Origin of the sequence: Pseudarthrobacter chlorophenolicus, from assembly GCF_000962805.1 — a bacterium.
In the GTDB taxonomy this organism is placed as follows: domain Bacteria; phylum Actinomycetota; class Actinomycetes; order Actinomycetales; family Micrococcaceae; genus Arthrobacter; species Arthrobacter chlorophenolicus_A.
On the sequence record NZ_JZTW01000014.1, the window covers coordinates 1 to 15022 of the forward strand.

The following is a 15022-nucleotide window of genomic DNA, read 5'->3' on the forward strand; positions in this document are numbered from 1 at the left end:
TGGCGGGCCGTCAGGCGAAGGCGCGCCGCGAAATCGGCCATGATCAGCCTGGTATCCACGGAGGTGTAAGTGCGGCGCGGGGGCTGGGTGCCCGTCTCCGTGAACGTGGAGGTGACGTCGTCGAGCCCTGTCACCACCAAGGGTGCGCTGTCCCCCAGGCACCACAGCGGCCCGAACTTCACGAAGTCCGGCACGTCCAAGCCGTGGAAAAGCTCCCACAACCAGGCACCTGCCGGCCCGGCGGTGCGGAACAGCTGGTCCAGCTCCGCCACCGGGGCGACAATGCGACGGTACGTTTCAGCCGGAAACTGCCACACGGCAAGGTCCTTGTTGCCCAGGACGAAGTCCGCGGCGGCGGGGTCGGTGAAGTAGTTGTATTCGTCGCCGTTGACCTCCGCTCCGCCCACCCATGCAAGCGTGAACGCCGATGCGATGGCAGGCTCCAGCAGGAGGGCATCGGCAACATTCGTCAGGGGACCCGCGCAGACCAGGATCAGTGGAAGGCCGTCCCGGGCCGGTCCGGCAGCGGCTTCGATGATGGCCCGGGCCGCTTCCGATTCCCGCGGCTGTCCCGTGAAAGGGGCGTCCGGTCCGGCGTGGACGGTGGACGGGGCCGGCACCTTCAGGACCTGCAGCAGGTCCGCCGCCAAATCCGCCCCGGCCAAGGCCCGGCCCTCCGGCGGCCCAAACATGGGATTCGTCAGTGATGCCGTGACGGCGACGATCCGGTTGGCCGGGGACAGCGCGTGGTGGGCCAGCCCCACCAGCCCGTCCGGATCACCCGCCCAATCGTTGTCAATCATCACCCTGCATTTGGGTTCAACCCGAATCATGTCCATCCTGGTCCTTTCGCTTCGCCGGGCGTCAATCTGCCCTGGCGTCGGTGTGGCCGGGCGTCCGGGTGCACCAGCATCGCCTGCCCGGTCCGACGGGTAGTCTCAGGAACAAGTCTTGCCGCCGCACCGCAACCCGGGGGCCGGGGCTTTCATTCACTGGAAAGCTCCGGTATCCGTTTGCGGCCGGCGGGGCGGAACATACAGCATCCGCGAGGGATGCTTGGAAAGATTCGGGGGGGGGAATCCGTGCCGCGGTTCATCAGGTGGGGCAGGGTGTACTTCGCCTTGCAGGGGTTGGCCGGAGCCCTGTGGTGGGCCGCCGTTGCGGTGTCTCCCACCATACGCACCGCCACCCTTGGCACCCTCAATCCCGCCCTGGTCGCCGCTTTCGACATCCCGCTTTTCGTGCTGGGGTCCGCCGTGGCGGCCGCCGGTGTCCGGGCCGCTGCCGCCGTGGTTGCCGCATGGTCCACCACCGTCACCATTGCACTCGGCGCCTATGCCACTGTCACAATGCAGGCGGGCGCGGGAGCCCTTGTCATGGCAGCCGCGGCCGCCGGTTCAACCGCGGCCCTCTGCTTGGCCTGGTGGGGACGCATTCCCGTTGAGTGGATTATCCGCGGACCGTTTGCGTTCCGCCCCGCCCGCCAGCGGGACGCCCGGCTCCACATGGCTGCCACCTTCGGCCAGATCATCCTCTTCTGGGGCTTCTTCCTGGGACTCCTGCCCCTGTTCCTTGACTTCCTCGAGCGGCGCTGGGGATTGGCTGCCGGGTTTCCCCAGGCAGCAGGCGCGGCCGGCCTGGTGATGTTGGTCCTGGCGAGCGCGCTGGGCATCTGGTCTGCCATTTCGATGTCCACCAAGGGAAACGGGACGCCGCTGCCCGCTGCGATGGCCACTACCCTGGTGGTTGCCGGCCCGTACCGCTGGATACGCAATCCGATGGCGGTGGCAGGCGTTGTCCAGGGCGCGGCTGTTGGCCTCATGCTCCACTCCTGGTTCGTGGTGGGCTACGCAGTCCTGGGGTCGGTGGTGTGGAACTATGCGGTGCGGCCCCTTGAGGAAGCCGACCTCAAGGCCCGCTTCGGCAGTGGCTTCGAGGCATACCGCGAGGCAGTACCGTGCTGGCTCCCCACCCTCCGACGGGTATAGGGCATTCCCCGGCGGCTGCCATGCCCGGAAACGGACACATCCCCCGCTGCCGTCAGATGTGCCGCAGGTACCGCTGGGGTGAATCCAGGAAGTTGCGCCAGTTGGTGATGAGGTCCAGGTCTTCCCAGGCCCGCTCCCGCAGCCCCCAGGAACCTGCTTCCAGGATTTGCGCACCGGGAAGCGCAGCCAGCAGCGGCGAGTGGGTGGACATCACCACCTGTGAATTCCCTTCGGCCAGCAACTCCTTCAAGATGGCCAGCAGGCTGAGGCAGCCGGAGAAGGAGAGTGCGGATTCCGGTTCGTCCAGGACCCACAGCCCGCGTCCGCGGAACCGGCTGACCGCCAGCTCCAGGAAGGACTCCCCGTGTGACATATCGTGAAAGGCGGCGTCCTGGACTCCGGGATTGTTTTCCAGGTAGGTAAAGAAGCCATGCATGGTTTCGGCCCGCAGAAAGTACCCACGGCGAGTGGCACCGGCGTTCCTGACCAGTTGCAGGTGCTGGGCCAGTACCGATTCGGTGGGCCGGGTGGAGTGCCGCGCGCCAGTTGACCCGCCTTCGGGTGACAGCCCGTAGGCCAGGGCGATGGCTTCCACCAGCGTCGACTTTCCCGAACCGTTCTCCCCCACCAGGATCGTTGCCGGGCCAAGGTCCAGGCCCGTCGCCAGGATTTGGGCCACAAGTGGCAGGTCGGCCGGCCAACGGCCGCGGTCCAGGACATTGCCGGGGTTTTCCACCAGCCGCCGGATGGGATAGGTGCCGGGATCCATGGACCCATTCTCACAGGAAAAAACTTCAATCAGGACCCATCCGCGGGCTTCCCGGTTCCGAATCCCGGTGGAGATCATCTCCCCAAGCTAGGAGGGACAATGGATGAGGCGGACCAGCAGGCCCTGACCGGGGCGGTCATTAGGCTGCACAACCTGGACATCGGCAGTTTGTGGCTGGACTATGTGGCCCTTGGCGGAGACGCCTCCGAACAGGACATCCGCAATTACAGCCTGGAATCCGGTGCACTGCCGCAAAAGGAACGGGATGCCCTGTCCCAGGCCGTGAACGAGTGCTGTGCCGAGGCGGACCTGGCGGTCAGGGCGCCATACAGCACTTCACCGCTGACGGTGCTTCCCGTGGAACCGAAGGATCCTTATTCGTCGAAGTAGGTGATCGTCTTCGCGCCGCCGGCAACCGAGGACACCACCAGCGAGGCGACGTCCCGCAGCTTCATGTTCCGGCTGTTGGAGGCTTCCCTCAGCACCTTGAACGCTTCATCCTGGCTGCACCGGTTCTGAGCCATGATGGCACCGGTGGCGAGGTCGATGACAGTCCGCGTCTGCATGGCGGCGCTCAGGCCGTCCTTGGTGTCCTGGAGCTTCGCCATCCGCAGTGTCAGGGCCAGGCCCTTGGCAGCCTGCTCCGTGAAAGCCTCGGCCATGGCAACTGCGCCGGGGCTGAAAGCGCCAGGCTGCCCGCTGTACAGGACCAGCACACCGCGGTCCTCACCCTCGAGCTGCAGCGGCATGGCCAGCACGGAATAGGCGCCCTGGTGTGTGGCCGCGGCGGCGTAGTCCGGCCACCGCGTTTCCTCCCGCAGGTCACTGACGTGCATGGTGGCTGCGCTGCTGACCGCGGAATCTGCAGGCCCTTGGCCGTGTTTGAGTTCCAGCTGGTCAAGCATCCTCGCCCTGGTGTCGCTGGCGGCCGCTGCTGTGGGTTTCTTGGGGCGGTTGACGGAGATGCCGCAGAACAGTTCCCGGCCTACGCTGCCCAGCCGGGATACCGCGTAGAGGGCAAGGCTGTCCAGGAGCCGGACCACATCCGGACTCTGCAGGACAAGGTCCTGCACGTGGGCTGCAACATCGGCGAAAACCTCGCCACCCGAAACCCCGGTGTCAACCACAAGTCTTTCCTCCCGGACACAATTGATAAGCCATGGCGCACCATGGCCGCCCACTGCCGAACGGTAGTCCTCAGCGTACCCGCGGACACCCCGTAAGGTGTCAATCATGAAGCTCGCCTCCAGCAATGGCGGAACGTTCCGCGGAACCACTTTGGCCGTGGACGGCGCCCCAGTGCACCGGTTCCTCGGTATCCCCTATGCCCAGCCGCCGTCGGGGGAACTGCGTTTCCGCCCACCAGTGGCGCTGCCCGCATGGGCCGGCGTGGTGGACGCCACCGAATATGGAGCCGCAGCCCCTCAGAACCCGGACGCCGCTGACCCGGATGAGGCCCCGCTGGCCTGGAGCGAAGACGGCTGCCTGAACCTTAACGTTTGGACGCCGGGCACCGGCGGGACGGCCCGGCCGGTAATGGTCTGGTTTCACGGCGGCGCCTACCTGATGGGGGCCAACAGTGACGGAATGTACGACGGCGCCCGCCTCGCCGCAGCGGCGGGCACGGTGGTGGTAGCCATCAATTACCGGCTGGGTGCGCTCGGTTTCCTCCTCCTGGCACATCTGCTCGGCGAGGGTTTCGAGGATTCGTCCAACCTCGGCCTGCTGGACCAGCTTGAGGCGCTGCGCTGGGTGCGGGACAACATCGCCGGGTTTGGCGGCGACCCGCACAACGTGACCCTGTTCGGGGAATCGGCGGGCGCGGCAGCCATCGGCACCCTGCTGGGCATGCCGGCGTCGGAAGGCCTCTTCAACCGGGCCATCATGCAAAGCGGCACCGCGGAGCGTTTCCGCACACCGGAGGCGTCCGCGCGGGTAACAGCCGAATTCCTGCGGCTTTGCGGCCTGGACGAATCGTCAGTAGGTGAGCTGCCCGCCCTCCCGGTGGAACGGCTGTTGGCAGCGCAGCAGCAGCTGGAAGGGCGCATCGCCGCCGAAAACTACGCGGTGCCGCTCCCCTTCCAGCCAACGGTGGGCACCCCTTCCCTACCGGAACCTCCACTGGACGCCGTCCGGAACGGGCTCAACAGCGGCGTGGACCTGCTGGTGGGCACCAACCTCAACGAGGGGTCTTTCGCCGTCGAAATGCGCCCGGACCGGCCCGAAGATCCTGATTACCCGGACCGGGCCGCCGCGGTCCTGTCCGCCGGTGGCCTGCCTGGCGACTGCGCCCCGGGATACGCGGAGGCACTTGCGGCGGTGCTGGCGCGCGAGCCCCGCGGGAAGGAACTGCTGGAGGCGGCCATTGCCGATGCGGTGTACCGCCAGCCCAGCAACAACCTGCTTGATGCGAGGCTGCAGTCAGCACGCAGTACGGCGGACGGCAGGACCTTCTCCTACCTGTTCACCTGGCCCAGCCCGGCCATGGGCGGAAAGCTGGGCTCCTGCCACACGCTGGAAATTCCGTTCGTGTTCCGGCACCTGGATTCTCCGGACTCCGCCTACCTGACCCGGGGCAAAGCTCCGCAGGCCCTCAGCGACGCCATAAGTGGAGCCTGGGCGGCCTTCGCGCGCACCGGGGCTCCTGACCAGCCCGGCCTGGAGTGGCCGGAGTACGGGCAGCAACGCCACACCATGGTCCTCAACGACCCGCCCCGGCCGGAGGCGGACCCCCGGCGCGGGCTTCGGGTGTTCTTTGCCGCAAACCAGGTCAGGCAGCAGCCAGTGAGTTGAGGGTGTCCCGGAGGCCCTTCAACGCAGGGTCGCGGAGCTGCATGAACAGAGGCTTCAGGAGCGGCTGGATGATCTTGGCCGGCCCCTTGATGCTGAACTCGGCCGTGTACTTCACCACGGAACCGGCGCCGTTGGGGCTGACATCGATGGAATCGAAGGACACCACTGTCTTGTTCTCCCCGCGCAGTTTGATGTGGCTGCCCGTCAGCTCGATGACTTCGTAGGTCAGCGCCTGGCGTTTCCCCCGGAACTCAGCTTCAGCATGGTACTTGTGGCCCACTGCCACGGGTCCGGGCGTGATCTTGTCCATCACAGGGGTGCCCGGGTCCCATTTGCTGGTGTTTTCGAATTCACTCAGGAAGGCAAAGGCCTTCTCGGCGGACAATTTGGTTTCCACACTTCCGGCGACTGTGATCATCACCCCAGTCTAGGAGCACCCTCCAGCTGGGAGGCAGCCATTTTGTAGCAAAGCCTGCCACCCAGCTGCCGGGGGCTGATCCACAGTTCGTATCCGTCGGCCGCCGTGAACAGCTCCCGCCCGCCGGCTGCATCCCCGGCAAGCCACACGGCGGATGAGTCCGGCATGGCGTTGTCCACCACGCCGGAGCGCACTGTCCGGTGATCCAGGCGGACCTCCACCGGGACACCGATCAGGCGGGCCCACTCCGAATACGGGTACGAATCCACGGCACCCCTCCTGCCTAGCAGGACTCGAAGTCGCTGAGGACCTTGACTTTGCCGGCCGAGGCAGAGCCCGGGTCGAAGGTGTAGCCGATCCATTCCTTCGCGAGCCTGCGGGCCAGTTCAATGCCAACAACCCGCTGGCCCATGGTGAGCACCTGGCAGTCGTTGGACAGAACCGAGCGCTCAACGGAGAAGGAATCGTGGGCCGCGGTGGCGCGGATACCTTCCACCTTGTTGGCGGCGATTGCCACGCCGATTCCGGTGCCGCAGAAGAGGATGGCGCGGTCGGCAGCGCCGTCCCGGATCATCTCACCGGCAGCGATGCCCACATATGGATACGGCCTGGTGAAGTCCTCAGGCGAATCACCGCGGTTGACCCCAATGTCGATGACCTCGCTGACCCGGGGATCGTTGCGCAGGTCCTCCAGCACCCTGTCCTTGTAATCGACGCCGGCTTCATCAGCGCCAACAATCAGCCTCAGCCCCATGGCCTGTCCTTCCGTGCTCATGCCCCGACGCTTTCCCGGGAAGTGTTGTCCTGTACTGCCGGGATGCCCCCGGCGAAGTGCGGCCCCATGACGCCGAACACCATGGCCAGGGAGGTGGCCCCCGGGTCTGCGGTGCCCAGGCTCTTCTCGGCCAGCGGACGGGCCCGCCCCTTCAGCGGCAGCAGCTGGGCCGTAGCTTCGGCGGCGCGGGCGGCCTCCCGGGCGGCAGCGGCCCAGGCATCCTCCGGAGCCGTCCCCTGCGCTACCTGGCTGCTGAGGAAGGAGGTGAACGGCAGCAGCGCGTCCACCATGGTCTTGTCGCCGATTTCGGCCTTGCCCAGTTCGACAATCCGGTCCGCGAAGGCGGCCACTCCGGCGGCGACCTCCGAACCTCCGGGTGCAGTGGTGTTGCCCACCGACTCGCCGAAGGCGCGCAGTCCCGCTCCCCAGAGGACACCGGACGTCCCGCCGGCCTTGTCCGCCCAGGCGTCTCCGGCGGCTGCGAGCACATCACCAGCGCCGGCACCTTCACTGAAGGCAGCCGATGCGGCGACGGCCGCGGCATCCACGCCACGGACCATGCCACGGCCGTGGTCACCGTCCCCCGCAATGGCGTCCATCCGGCCCAGGCGTTCCTCCGCGTCGTGCAGGGAGGTGCGGGCAGCGTCGATGGCCGCCACGCAGGCTGCGGCGTATTCCCGGGAGGCGTCCGTGGCGACGTACGCCGATGCGGAGGAACCGCCGTCGTACGCTTCCTCCCCGGCGGACGCACCGGCTTCAGCGGTCGCGGTGCCGCGGCGGTAGGCGGGCGTCTCCGCCGGAGCAACCCACAGCTCCTCAAGTTCCTCATCGAGCCACGTGACGGTCAGCGACACGCCGGCCATGTCCAGGCTGGTGACCAGCTCGCCCACTTCGGGCATCACCAGCGTGTAGCCGGCGGCGCGCAGCAGCGGCGCCACAGTGGCCCACAGGACAAACAGTTCCTCGTGCTTGGTGGAGCCGAGCCCGTTAAGGATCACGGCGATCCGCTGGCCCGCTCCGGGCGGTGTCTCGGCGAGCAGCCGGGACACCAGTTCCTGGCCCAGTTCCTTGGCCGAGGGAAGGTCCGTGTCGTGCAGGCCGGGCTCGCCATGGATGCCCAGGCCCAGGCCCATCTGCCCCTCGGGAAGGGTGAACAGCGGCGCCTCGGCGCCCGGGAAGGTGCAGCCGCCGAACGCGCTGCCGATGGTGCGGGTCAGGCTGTTGGCCTTGCGGCCCAGCCGGACCACCTCGGCCAACTCTGCACCGGTTTCGGCGGCGGCGCCCATCACCTTGAAAACGGTGAAGTCGCCGGCGATGCCGCGGCGTTTGTCGATGTCCGACGGCGGGGCGCTGGCGATGTCGTCCGTCACCAGGACGTTTTCCACGGCGATGCCCTCGGCAGCGAGCCGCTCGCTGGCCATGCCGAAGTTCATCACGTCGCCGGCGTAGTTGCCGTAGGTGAAGACGACGCCGGCGCCGGACTCGGCGGCCTTGGCCACGGAGTAGGCCTGCTGCGCGGACGGTGAGGTGAAGATGTTGCCCACCACGGCGCCGTCGGCGAATCCGGTGCCGATCAGACCGGCGAAGGCCGGGTAGTGGCCGGAGCCGCCGCCGGCAAGGACCGCCACCTTGGGGCGGGCGGGCCGGTAGCGGCGGACAGCACCGCCGGGAACCTGGCGGACCAGTCCGGAGTGGATGTCGCAGAAGCCGGCGAGGGCTTCCTCGGCGAAGTCCGAGGGGTCATTGAAGATCTTTGTCATGGTGGGCTCTCTGGCGTGGGAGGGGTCCGGAAGGGCTGCGGGCCCTTAGTGCATGTGGCTTCCGCCGTTGATGTCCACCACGGTTCCGGTGAGGTACGCGGAATCCTCGGAGGACAGGAAGGTGATCACGGAGGCCACTTCCTCGGTGGTGGCGTTGCGGCCCAGCGGGATGCCGGCGTTGATGGCGGCTTCCTGTTCGTCGGTGCTGCCCACGCGGATGTTGGTGTCCACGGCGCCGGGGGTGATGGCGTTGACCGTGACGCCGGTGGTGCCGAGTTCACGGGCCAGGGCCTTGGTGAAACCGAGGATGGCGGCCTTGGCTGCCGAGTAGGGGACCTTGCCGAACACGCCGCCGCCGCGCTGGGCGGACACGGAGGACATGTTGACGATCCGGCCCCAGCCGTTCTCGATCATGTCCGGCAGGAAGGCCTTGCTCACCAGGTAGGTGCCGGTGGCGTTGACGTCCATGACCTTGTGCCACAGCTCAAGGGTGGTTTCCAGGAACGGGACGGGCGAGGTGATGCCGGCGATGTTGGCGAGCGCGCCCACCACGGGGAGGTTGCCTGCGGCGACCTCGGCGGCGACGGCGGCCTGGGCTGCGGTGACGGAGGCTTCGTTGGCGACGTCGATCTCGTGGCCGTAGGCGGGGACGTTGAATTCGTTGCCGATCTCGGCGGCGACCTTGGCGGACTTTTCGCCGTCGAGGTCCAGGATCACGACGGCCCAGCCTTCCCGGGCGTAGCGGCGGGCGGTGGTGATGCCGATGCCCCGGTCCGAGGTGGCTCCGGTGAGGACGGCGGTGCGCTGGGTGGTGGTCATGGTGGGTGCTCCTTGAGTTGTTTGTAAATCGGTGAAGTCGTTCAGATGAGGTCGGTGATGAAGCTTGCTGCCTTGGCGGCGGCGGCGGGACGTTCGTCGTTGGTGACGTCCCGGGTTTCGAGTTCAAGCGAGAAGTGGCCGGCGTAGTTCTGCGCGGCGAGCCGCTTCAGGCCGCCGGCAAAGTCCGCCTGGCCGTTGCCGATGCTGAGGTTGATGTTCCCCGGCACGGCGTCCCGAAGGTGCACGTGGCTGATGCGCCCGGAATGGAAGTCCAGGTAGTCCTGGATGTCCTCGCCGGACGCCACAATGTGGCTGAAGTCCATGACGATTCCGACGCCGGAACCGGCGAGGCGGTCGGCCAGCAGGCCCGCACGCTTGAGGTTGCAGCAGAAGCGCAGGAAATGCAGGGACTCGGTCCAGAGTTCGACGCCGAACTCCGCCGCCCGCTGTCCGGCACCGATGAGCTGGGCGGCGATGAGGTCCAGGTCCTCGCCTTCGCTGCGGACCGGTTCATGGCTAAGGGCGCCGCAAGGCAGGACCAGCGCCTTCGCGCCGATGTTGGATGTCAGGGTGAGCAGGGCGTCGAGGTGGCGCTGCCGCGCGACTGCCGCGTCGGCGTCGAGCACGGCGTTCAGGTCTCCGATGTCCCCGTTGACGGAACGGACGCGGAGCCCGGAGGCGTTCACCTGCGCCGAGACCGCGGCAACCGCGGCCTCATCCAGCTCATAGGGAACGTGGTCGCAGACGCCGGGCAGGGCACCCAGATCAATCTCCTCGAACCCCAGCTCCTTCATGGTGCGCAGGGCAGTACCCAGATCCTGGTGGCGGAAGCTGATGGACGAGCATCCGAGTCTGGAATGGAACATCGTTGATCCCTTGGTTCGTGCGGAGCAGTAGTGATGCCGACCACAGTAGCTTCGTTAACTGTCAACAGTCAACCCGTAAAGTTGACTGTTGACAGTGAGCATGATGGGGGTCACACTGGGAGCTATCATTTGTTAACAGTCGACAGCGGCGACTTCCTTAGCCCGCTTTTCGAAAGGGAACCAACCATGAGCAAAGATGCTCTGACCATGCGCGGTCCGGTCCACGGAACGAAGGACGCCAAGCGCGTTGCCATTGGATCCGGCGTGGGCGCTGTGATCGAGACGTATGACTTCATCGGTTTCGGCACCGCCGCTGCGCTGTACTTTGGGACCGCCTTCTTCCCAGGAAGCGACCCCGTCACCGGCACCCTCGCCTCCTTCGCCACGCTTGGCGTCGGCTTCGCCGCCCGTCCCCTGGGCGGCATCATCGGTGGCCACCTCGGCGACAAAGTGGGCCGCAAGCCCGTCCTGGTGGCCTCCCTGATCCTGATGGGCCTGGCCACCTTTGCCATCGGTCTCCTGCCCACCTACGCCGCAGTGGGGCTTCTCGCCCCGGCACTGCTCGTCTTCGTCCGCATCGTCCAGGGCCTAGCCTTCGGCGCGGAATGGGGCGGCGCCATCCTGATGAGCTACGAGCACGCTCCCTGGAAAGCCAAGGGCAAGTACACCGGCATCGTCCAGGCCGGCTTCCCGGTTGGCCTGCTGCTGGCCAACCTGACCTTCCTCTTCAGCGTCAACCTCGGCGGCGAGCTCGCCTGGCGCATCCCCTTCCTGGCCAGCATCGTCCTGGTGGCCGTGGGCCTGATCATCCGCTCCAAGGTTCCCGAGTCCCCGGTCTTCGATGAGGTCAAGGACAGCGGCGACATTGTGAAGTCCCCCATCGTGGAGGTCATCAAGACCGACTGGCGCAACATCGTCAAGGGCATCGGCCTCCGCGTCGCAGAAACCGCAGGCTACGCCGTGTCCATCACCTACATGATTTCCTACATCAACAGCCAGCACCTGGCGGACAAGAGCCAGACCCTGGTGGCCCTCTGCATCGCCTCGGCCATCGGCATCTTCGCCACCCAGGCCTGGGGCGCACTGACCGACCGCATCGGCCGCCGCCCGCTCTACATCTGGTCCACCGCCTTTGCCGCGCTGTTCGCCATTCCGATGTTCCTGCTGGTCAACACCGGCCTGTTCATCGCGATCATCCTCACCATCGTGATCTCCTACGCGGTCTGCCAGAACTCCCTCGCCGGCGCGCAGGGTGCCTGGTTCCCGGAACTCTTCCAGGCGAAGACCCGCGCCTCCGGCGCCAGCCTGGCCTACCAGATCTCGGCCATGGTTTCCGGCTTCACCCCCTTCATCACCACCCTGCTGTTCGTCAGCTTCGGCTGGATGGGCCCGGCACTGCTCTTCGGCGCCTACGCCCTGATCGGCCTCTGGGCCGCGGTGGCCACCCGGGAAACCTGGGGCAAGCGGGAGCGCGAACTGGCCGAAGAAGCCACCAAAAGCACCCCCAACACCGTCAACGCCTGAATGACTGCCACGTACGCAACGAACACGGAGCCAGTAATGCCTACAGATACCGTCCAGGCCGCCCTGCAGGGAGAAACACTGCAGGGACAAACACTGCAGACCGCGGTGACCCCGGAACGGGTGGAGAAGATCAGCGCGGCCGCCTACCGGATCCGGCACCACGCCCTGAACATGGGCGAAGTCCAGGGCCAGGGCTACGTGGGCCAGGCCCTCGGCGCCGCGGACATGCTCGCCACGGTCTACGGAGACCAGCTGAACTTCCGCGCGGAGGACCCGCACTGGGAAGCCCGCGACCGGTTCCTGCTCTCCACCGGCCACTACGCCATTGGCCACTACGCTGCCCTGGCCGAAGCCGGGATCGTCCCGGTGGAGGAACTGGAAACCTACGGCTCGGATGATTCGCGGCTGCCGATGTCCGGGATGTCCACCTACACGCCGGGCATGGAAATCTCGGGCGGTTCCCTGGGCCACGGCCTGACCATTGCCGTCGGCATGGCCTTGGGCCTGCGCTACCAGGGATCATCGGCGCGGGTGTTCAACTTCCTGTCCGACGGCGAGCTGGACGAGGGCTCCACCTGGGAGGCCGCCATGGGCGCGCACCACCACCAGCTGGGCAACCTGACCGCCATGGTGGACATCAATGCGCTGCAGGCCGACGGCAAGACGGACACGGTCCTGCGGACCGAGCCGGTGACCGAGAAGTGGGAGTCCTTCGGCTGGTACACCCAGCGGGTGGACGGAAACGACGTCGGCGCGCTGCTCGCAGCGTTCGACAACGCTGCTGCCCAGGCCGCCGCCGTCGGACGTCCTTCCGTGATCCTGTGCGACACCAAGGTGGGACGCGGTGTGCCGCTGCTGGAAAACCGCGAAAAGGCGCACTTCATGCGCATCGAAGAGAACGAATGGCAGATCTGCCGCGAGCAGCTCACCGCCGGCTATGAAGGAAAGGCTTCAGCATGAGCACCACCACCGAGGCCCCTAATACTACGGCGGCCGCCAAGCCCAAGCTGAAGACGTCGGCAATGATCGCATCATTCGCCGACCCCGGCCAAAAAACCGCATCCGCGCCGTTCGGCCACGCGCTGGTCAAGGCAGCGCAGGAGAACGACAGGATCGTCGGCCTCACCGCGGACCTGGGCAAGTACACGGACATGCACATCTTCGCCAAGGCGTTTCCGGAGCGTTTCTTCCAGATGGGCATGGCGGAGCAGCTGCTGTTCGGCGCAGCCGCGGGCCTGGCCGAGACCGGGCTGGTTCCGTTTGCGTCCACCTACTCAGTGTTCGCTGCCCGCCGCGCCTACGACTTCCTCTGCCTGGACGCGGCGGAACCGAACCTGAACGTGAACATCGTGGGCGGCCTGCCCGGCCTGACCACCGGGTACGGCCCCAGCCACCAGGCCACCGAGGACATGGCGATCTTCCGCGGCATGCCCAACCTGACCATCGTGGACCCCTGCGACTCGATCGACATCGAACAGGCCGTGCCGCAGCTCGCAGCGTCCGAGGGCCCCACCTACCTGCGGTTGCTCCGCGGCAACGTGCCCACCGTCCTGGACGAGTACGGCTACACGTTCGAGCTCGGCAAGGCCAAGGTGCTGCGCGGCGGCAACGACGTCGTGTTCATCTCCTCCGGGCTGATGACCATGCGTGCTTTGCAGGCAGCCAAGGCACTGGCGGCACACAACGTGGACGTCGCCGTCGTGCACGCCCCCACCATCAAGCCGTTCGACGCCGGGACGGTCCTGAAGGAAATCAACACGGACCGGCTCGCCGTCACCCTGGAGAACCACTCCGTAGTGGGCGGCCTGTTCGAAACCGTTGCCTCCGCCGTCGTCTCCGCCGGAGTCGGCAAGCGCGTGGTTCCCGTCGGGTTGCCGGACCAGTTCCTCGATGCCGGTGCCCTCCCCACCCTGCACGACCGGTATGGGCTCGCCACCGACCGCATCGTCGCCAAGGTCCTCGCCGAACTCGGCTGAGCATCATGGCTGGCAGAAAGCGCGGCACCGGTCCCGGCCGGTGCCGCGCTTTCTGCCGTACCATCGAACTACGACTGTAAACAGTCGACTTATGACACTGAGGACGGATGCCATGGCCGGACTGACAGCCCCGCTGCTGGGACTGCAAAAGAAAAGCCTGCGCGAGCAGGCCCTCTCGGCGCTGCGGACCGCCATCACCAGCGGCGAGCTGGCGCCGGGCCGGCACCTGGTGGAAACCGAGCTGTCCGAAATGCTGCAGATCAGCCGGGGCACGCTCCGGGAAGCTTTGCGGCAGCTGGAACAGGAGGGCCTCCTCTCTGCCGGACCGCGCGGCCGCCTGTCCGTGCGGCACCTGGACGAGAAGGAAATCCGGGACATCTATGCCGTCCGCGCCGCGCTGGAATCGCTGGCCGCCCGGACGCTGTGCGAGCTGGCGGACCGCCAGCACGTCACGGAGTCGCTGCACGCCGCCATCGACGCCATGGGTTCGGCAGCGGACGGGACCCTTGAGGAGCGGATCGAATCGGACCTCGAGTTCCACCGGACCCTGTGCCGCCTCACCGGCAACGAAACGCTGCTGCACTCCTGGGAATCGCTGGAGGGCTCCATCAGGATGTCCATCATGTTCGCCGGGTTGGAAAAGGGTGTGAGCAACATGAGCGTTGACCGCCACCGGGACATCGTGGCCGCCATCGATACGGGCGACGCCGGGCTGGCCCGGAAGACCATCCTCGAACACATGGACTCCGCCGCCGCGAACCTCGTCTCCTAGGCCTTCGGTCCGGCCACGTTCCAGGGAATCACTGCGGGCTGTCAACCGTTAACTTACTGTGCGGTAGGAAACGCGCCAGTTGGTTAGGGATGTGATGAGCACAAAGTTTGAATCAGTAGAGGACGACGCCGGCAAGGTCACCAGGTATGTCCGGCATGCCAACGGCGGGGGTTTCGTCTCTCCCGGTGCCGTTGTTGCCGAGAGCGCCCGGATCGGCCCGATGACGTACGTGGAGCATGGTGCGGTGATCGGCGCCGGTTGCCGGATTGGACACGGCAGCTGGGTTGACCGGGAAGCCAAGATCGGCGCTCGGACGGTGATTGGCGACGGCGTCCGCATTGGCCGCGCCACGGTGATCGGCAACCGCGCCAACATCGGCAGCCATTCCCGCATCGGTTCCGGTGTACTGATTGGGCACGGAATGCACCTCCACTCGGACACCACCATTCCTGACGGCGGCCAGAAGCTGCAGGGCACGCAGGCTGCAGCACCTCCCAAGAGCCGCCCGCACCGCAAACCGAGCCGGGGCCTCGCCGCCTGAGCCCAGGGCCGCACCCGGACG

Annotated in this window: 17 protein-coding genes; 8 read left to right on the forward strand and 9 right to left on the reverse strand. The window is 66.8% G+C overall.

What is annotated here, in order from left to right; all coding sequences use genetic code 11:
- Positions 1 to 803 (reverse strand): nucleoside hydrolase (locus UC32_RS14075; protein ID WP_235423671.1); only part of this gene is annotated, 803 nt, incomplete at its 3' end.
- 279 nt (positions 804 to 1082) lie between these two features.
- Here UC32_RS14075 and UC32_RS14080 point away from each other — a divergent pair.
- Positions 1083 to 1988, forward strand: coding sequence for a methyltransferase family protein (locus tag UC32_RS14080; protein ID WP_235423672.1), 906 nt, complete (start codon positions 1083 to 1085; stop codon positions 1986 to 1988).
- Positions 1989 to 2040: 52 nt separating this feature from the next.
- Here the strand turns inward: UC32_RS14080 and UC32_RS14085 are convergent, their stop codons facing one another.
- Positions 2041 to 2757 carry an AAA family ATPase gene (locus UC32_RS14085; protein ID WP_045731827.1) on the reverse strand — a complete coding sequence of 239 codons (717 nt, stop codon included), beginning with the start codon at positions 2755 to 2757 and terminating at the stop codon, positions 2041 to 2043.
- A 99-nt stretch (positions 2758 to 2856) separates the two neighbouring features.
- Between UC32_RS14085 and UC32_RS14090 the strand changes: the two genes are divergently transcribed.
- Entirely contained in the window at positions 2857 to 3147 is a 291-nt protein-coding gene (locus UC32_RS14090) for a hypothetical protein (protein WP_045731828.1), read from the forward strand.
- Here the strand turns inward: UC32_RS14090 and UC32_RS14095 are convergent.
- The gene (locus tag UC32_RS14095) at positions 3132 to 3992 is read right to left on the reverse strand and encodes a GAF and ANTAR domain-containing protein (RefSeq protein WP_235423673.1); all 861 of its coding nucleotides are present in this window, start codon (positions 3990 to 3992) and stop codon (positions 3132 to 3134) included. The two genes, UC32_RS14090 and UC32_RS14095, sit on opposite strands and share 16 nt — an antisense overlap.
- Here UC32_RS14095 and UC32_RS14100 point away from each other — a divergent pair.
- Positions 3991 to 5550 (forward strand): carboxylesterase/lipase family protein, encoded by a 1560-nt coding sequence (locus UC32_RS14100; RefSeq protein WP_052690591.1) that lies wholly within the window; start codon positions 3991 to 3993, stop codon positions 5548 to 5550. The two genes, UC32_RS14095 and UC32_RS14100, sit on opposite strands and share 2 nt — an antisense overlap.
- On the opposite strand, the gene UC32_RS14105 is transcribed toward UC32_RS14100, so the two are convergent.
- Genes UC32_RS14105 through UC32_RS14130 form a run of 6 tightly spaced genes read right to left on the reverse strand, consistent with a single transcriptional unit; the run spans position 5528 to position 10188 of the window.
- The gene (locus UC32_RS14105; RefSeq protein WP_045731830.1) at positions 5528 to 5968 is read right to left on the reverse strand and encodes an SRPBCC family protein; all 441 of its coding nucleotides are present in this window, start codon (positions 5966 to 5968) and stop codon (positions 5528 to 5530) included. The two genes, UC32_RS14100 and UC32_RS14105, sit on opposite strands and share 23 nt — an antisense overlap.
- On the reverse strand, positions 5968 to 6237 hold the full coding sequence (locus tag UC32_RS14110) for a hypothetical protein (RefSeq protein ID WP_052690592.1): 270 nt from the start codon (positions 6235 to 6237) through the stop codon (positions 5968 to 5970). The genes UC32_RS14105 and UC32_RS14110 overlap by 1 nt, the downstream gene beginning before the upstream one ends.
- Positions 6238 to 6251: 14 nt before the next feature.
- A complete protein-coding gene (locus UC32_RS14115) occupies positions 6252 to 6743 on the reverse strand; it encodes an RpiB/LacA/LacB family sugar-phosphate isomerase (protein ID WP_015935638.1) in 492 nt (163 codons plus the stop codon).
- Positions 6740 to 8503: a dihydroxyacetone kinase family protein gene (locus tag UC32_RS14120; protein ID WP_045731831.1), complete on the reverse strand. Its 1764-nt coding sequence runs from the start codon at positions 8501 to 8503 to the stop codon at positions 6740 to 6742. Before UC32_RS14120 ends, UC32_RS14115 begins: the two co-directional genes overlap by 4 nt.
- 45 nt (positions 8504 to 8548) lie before the next feature.
- Positions 8549 to 9322, reverse strand: a complete 774-nt coding sequence (locus tag UC32_RS14125; protein WP_045731832.1) for an SDR family NAD(P)-dependent oxidoreductase — start codon at positions 9320 to 9322, stop codon at positions 8549 to 8551.
- 41 nt (positions 9323 to 9363) lie between these two features.
- Positions 9364 to 10188: a sugar phosphate isomerase/epimerase family protein gene (locus UC32_RS14130; protein ID WP_045731833.1), complete on the reverse strand. Its 825-nt coding sequence runs from the start codon at positions 10186 to 10188 to the stop codon at positions 9364 to 9366.
- 186 nt (positions 10189 to 10374) lie between these two features.
- Between UC32_RS14130 and UC32_RS14135 the strand changes: the two genes are divergently transcribed.
- The 5 genes from UC32_RS14135 to UC32_RS14155 all read left to right on the forward strand — a co-directional run bounded on the left by UC32_RS14135 (position 10375) and on the right by UC32_RS14155 (position 15001).
- Complete coding sequence (locus tag UC32_RS14135) at positions 10375 to 11712, forward strand: MFS transporter (protein WP_045731834.1); 1338 nt, start codon at positions 10375 to 10377, stop codon at positions 11710 to 11712.
- Positions 11713 to 11748: 36 nt separating this feature from the next.
- Entirely contained in the window at positions 11749 to 12672 is a 924-nt protein-coding gene (locus tag UC32_RS14140) for a transketolase (RefSeq protein WP_045731835.1), read from the forward strand.
- A complete protein-coding gene (locus UC32_RS14145) occupies positions 12669 to 13688 on the forward strand; it encodes a transketolase family protein (protein WP_045731836.1) in 1020 nt (339 codons plus the stop codon). The genes UC32_RS14140 and UC32_RS14145 overlap by 4 nt, the downstream gene beginning before the upstream one ends.
- A gap of 112 nt (positions 13689 to 13800) precedes the next feature.
- On the forward strand, positions 13801 to 14460 hold the full coding sequence (locus UC32_RS14150) for a GntR family transcriptional regulator (RefSeq protein WP_045731837.1): 660 nt from the start codon (positions 13801 to 13803) through the stop codon (positions 14458 to 14460).
- A 94-nt stretch (positions 14461 to 14554) separates the two neighbouring features.
- Entirely contained in the window at positions 14555 to 15001 is a 447-nt protein-coding gene (locus UC32_RS14155) for a transferase (RefSeq protein WP_045731838.1), read from the forward strand.
- Positions 15002 to 15022: the final 21 nt, after the last annotated feature.

What these genes read in the sequence shown, in the direction of transcription:
- UC32_RS14085 (WP_045731827.1), bottom strand. Translation starts at nt 2,757, where the DNA reads ATGGATCCCGGCACCTATCCCATCCGGCGGCTGGTGGAAAACCCCGGC.
- UC32_RS14090 (WP_045731828.1), top strand. Translation starts at nt 2,857, where the DNA reads ATGGATGAGGCGGACCAGCAGGCCCTGACCGGGGCGGTCATTAGGCTG.
- UC32_RS14100 (WP_052690591.1), top strand. Translation starts at nt 3,991, where the DNA reads ATGAAGCTCGCCTCCAGCAATGGCGGAACGTTCCGCGGAACCACTTTG.
- UC32_RS14095 (WP_235423673.1), bottom strand. Translation starts at nt 3,992, where the DNA reads ATGATTGACACCTTACGGGGTGTCCGCGGGTACGCTGAGGACTACCGT.
- UC32_RS14105 (WP_045731830.1), bottom strand. Translation starts at nt 5,968, where the DNA reads ATGATCACAGTCGCCGGAAGTGTGGAAACCAAATTGTCCGCCGAGAAG.
- UC32_RS14115 (WP_015935638.1), bottom strand. Translation starts at nt 6,743, where the DNA reads ATGAGCACGGAAGGACAGGCCATGGGGCTGAGGCTGATTGTTGGCGCT.
- UC32_RS14120 (WP_045731831.1), bottom strand. Translation starts at nt 8,503, where the DNA reads ATGACAAAGATCTTCAATGACCCCTCGGACTTCGCCGAGGAAGCCCTC.
- UC32_RS14125 (WP_045731832.1), bottom strand. Translation starts at nt 9,322, where the DNA reads ATGACCACCACCCAGCGCACCGCCGTCCTCACCGGAGCCACCTCGGAC.
- UC32_RS14130 (WP_045731833.1), bottom strand. Translation starts at nt 10,188, where the DNA reads ATGTTCCATTCCAGACTCGGATGCTCGTCCATCAGCTTCCGCCACCAG.
- UC32_RS14135 (WP_045731834.1), top strand. Translation starts at nt 10,375, where the DNA reads ATGAGCAAAGATGCTCTGACCATGCGCGGTCCGGTCCACGGAACGAAG.
- UC32_RS14140 (WP_045731835.1), top strand. Translation starts at nt 11,749, where the DNA reads ATGCCTACAGATACCGTCCAGGCCGCCCTGCAGGGAGAAACACTGCAG.
- UC32_RS14145 (WP_045731836.1), top strand. Translation starts at nt 12,669, where the DNA reads ATGAGCACCACCACCGAGGCCCCTAATACTACGGCGGCCGCCAAGCCC.
- UC32_RS14150 (WP_045731837.1), top strand. Translation starts at nt 13,801, where the DNA reads ATGGCCGGACTGACAGCCCCGCTGCTGGGACTGCAAAAGAAAAGCCTG.
- UC32_RS14155 (WP_045731838.1), top strand. Translation starts at nt 14,555, where the DNA reads ATGAGCACAAAGTTTGAATCAGTAGAGGACGACGCCGGCAAGGTCACC.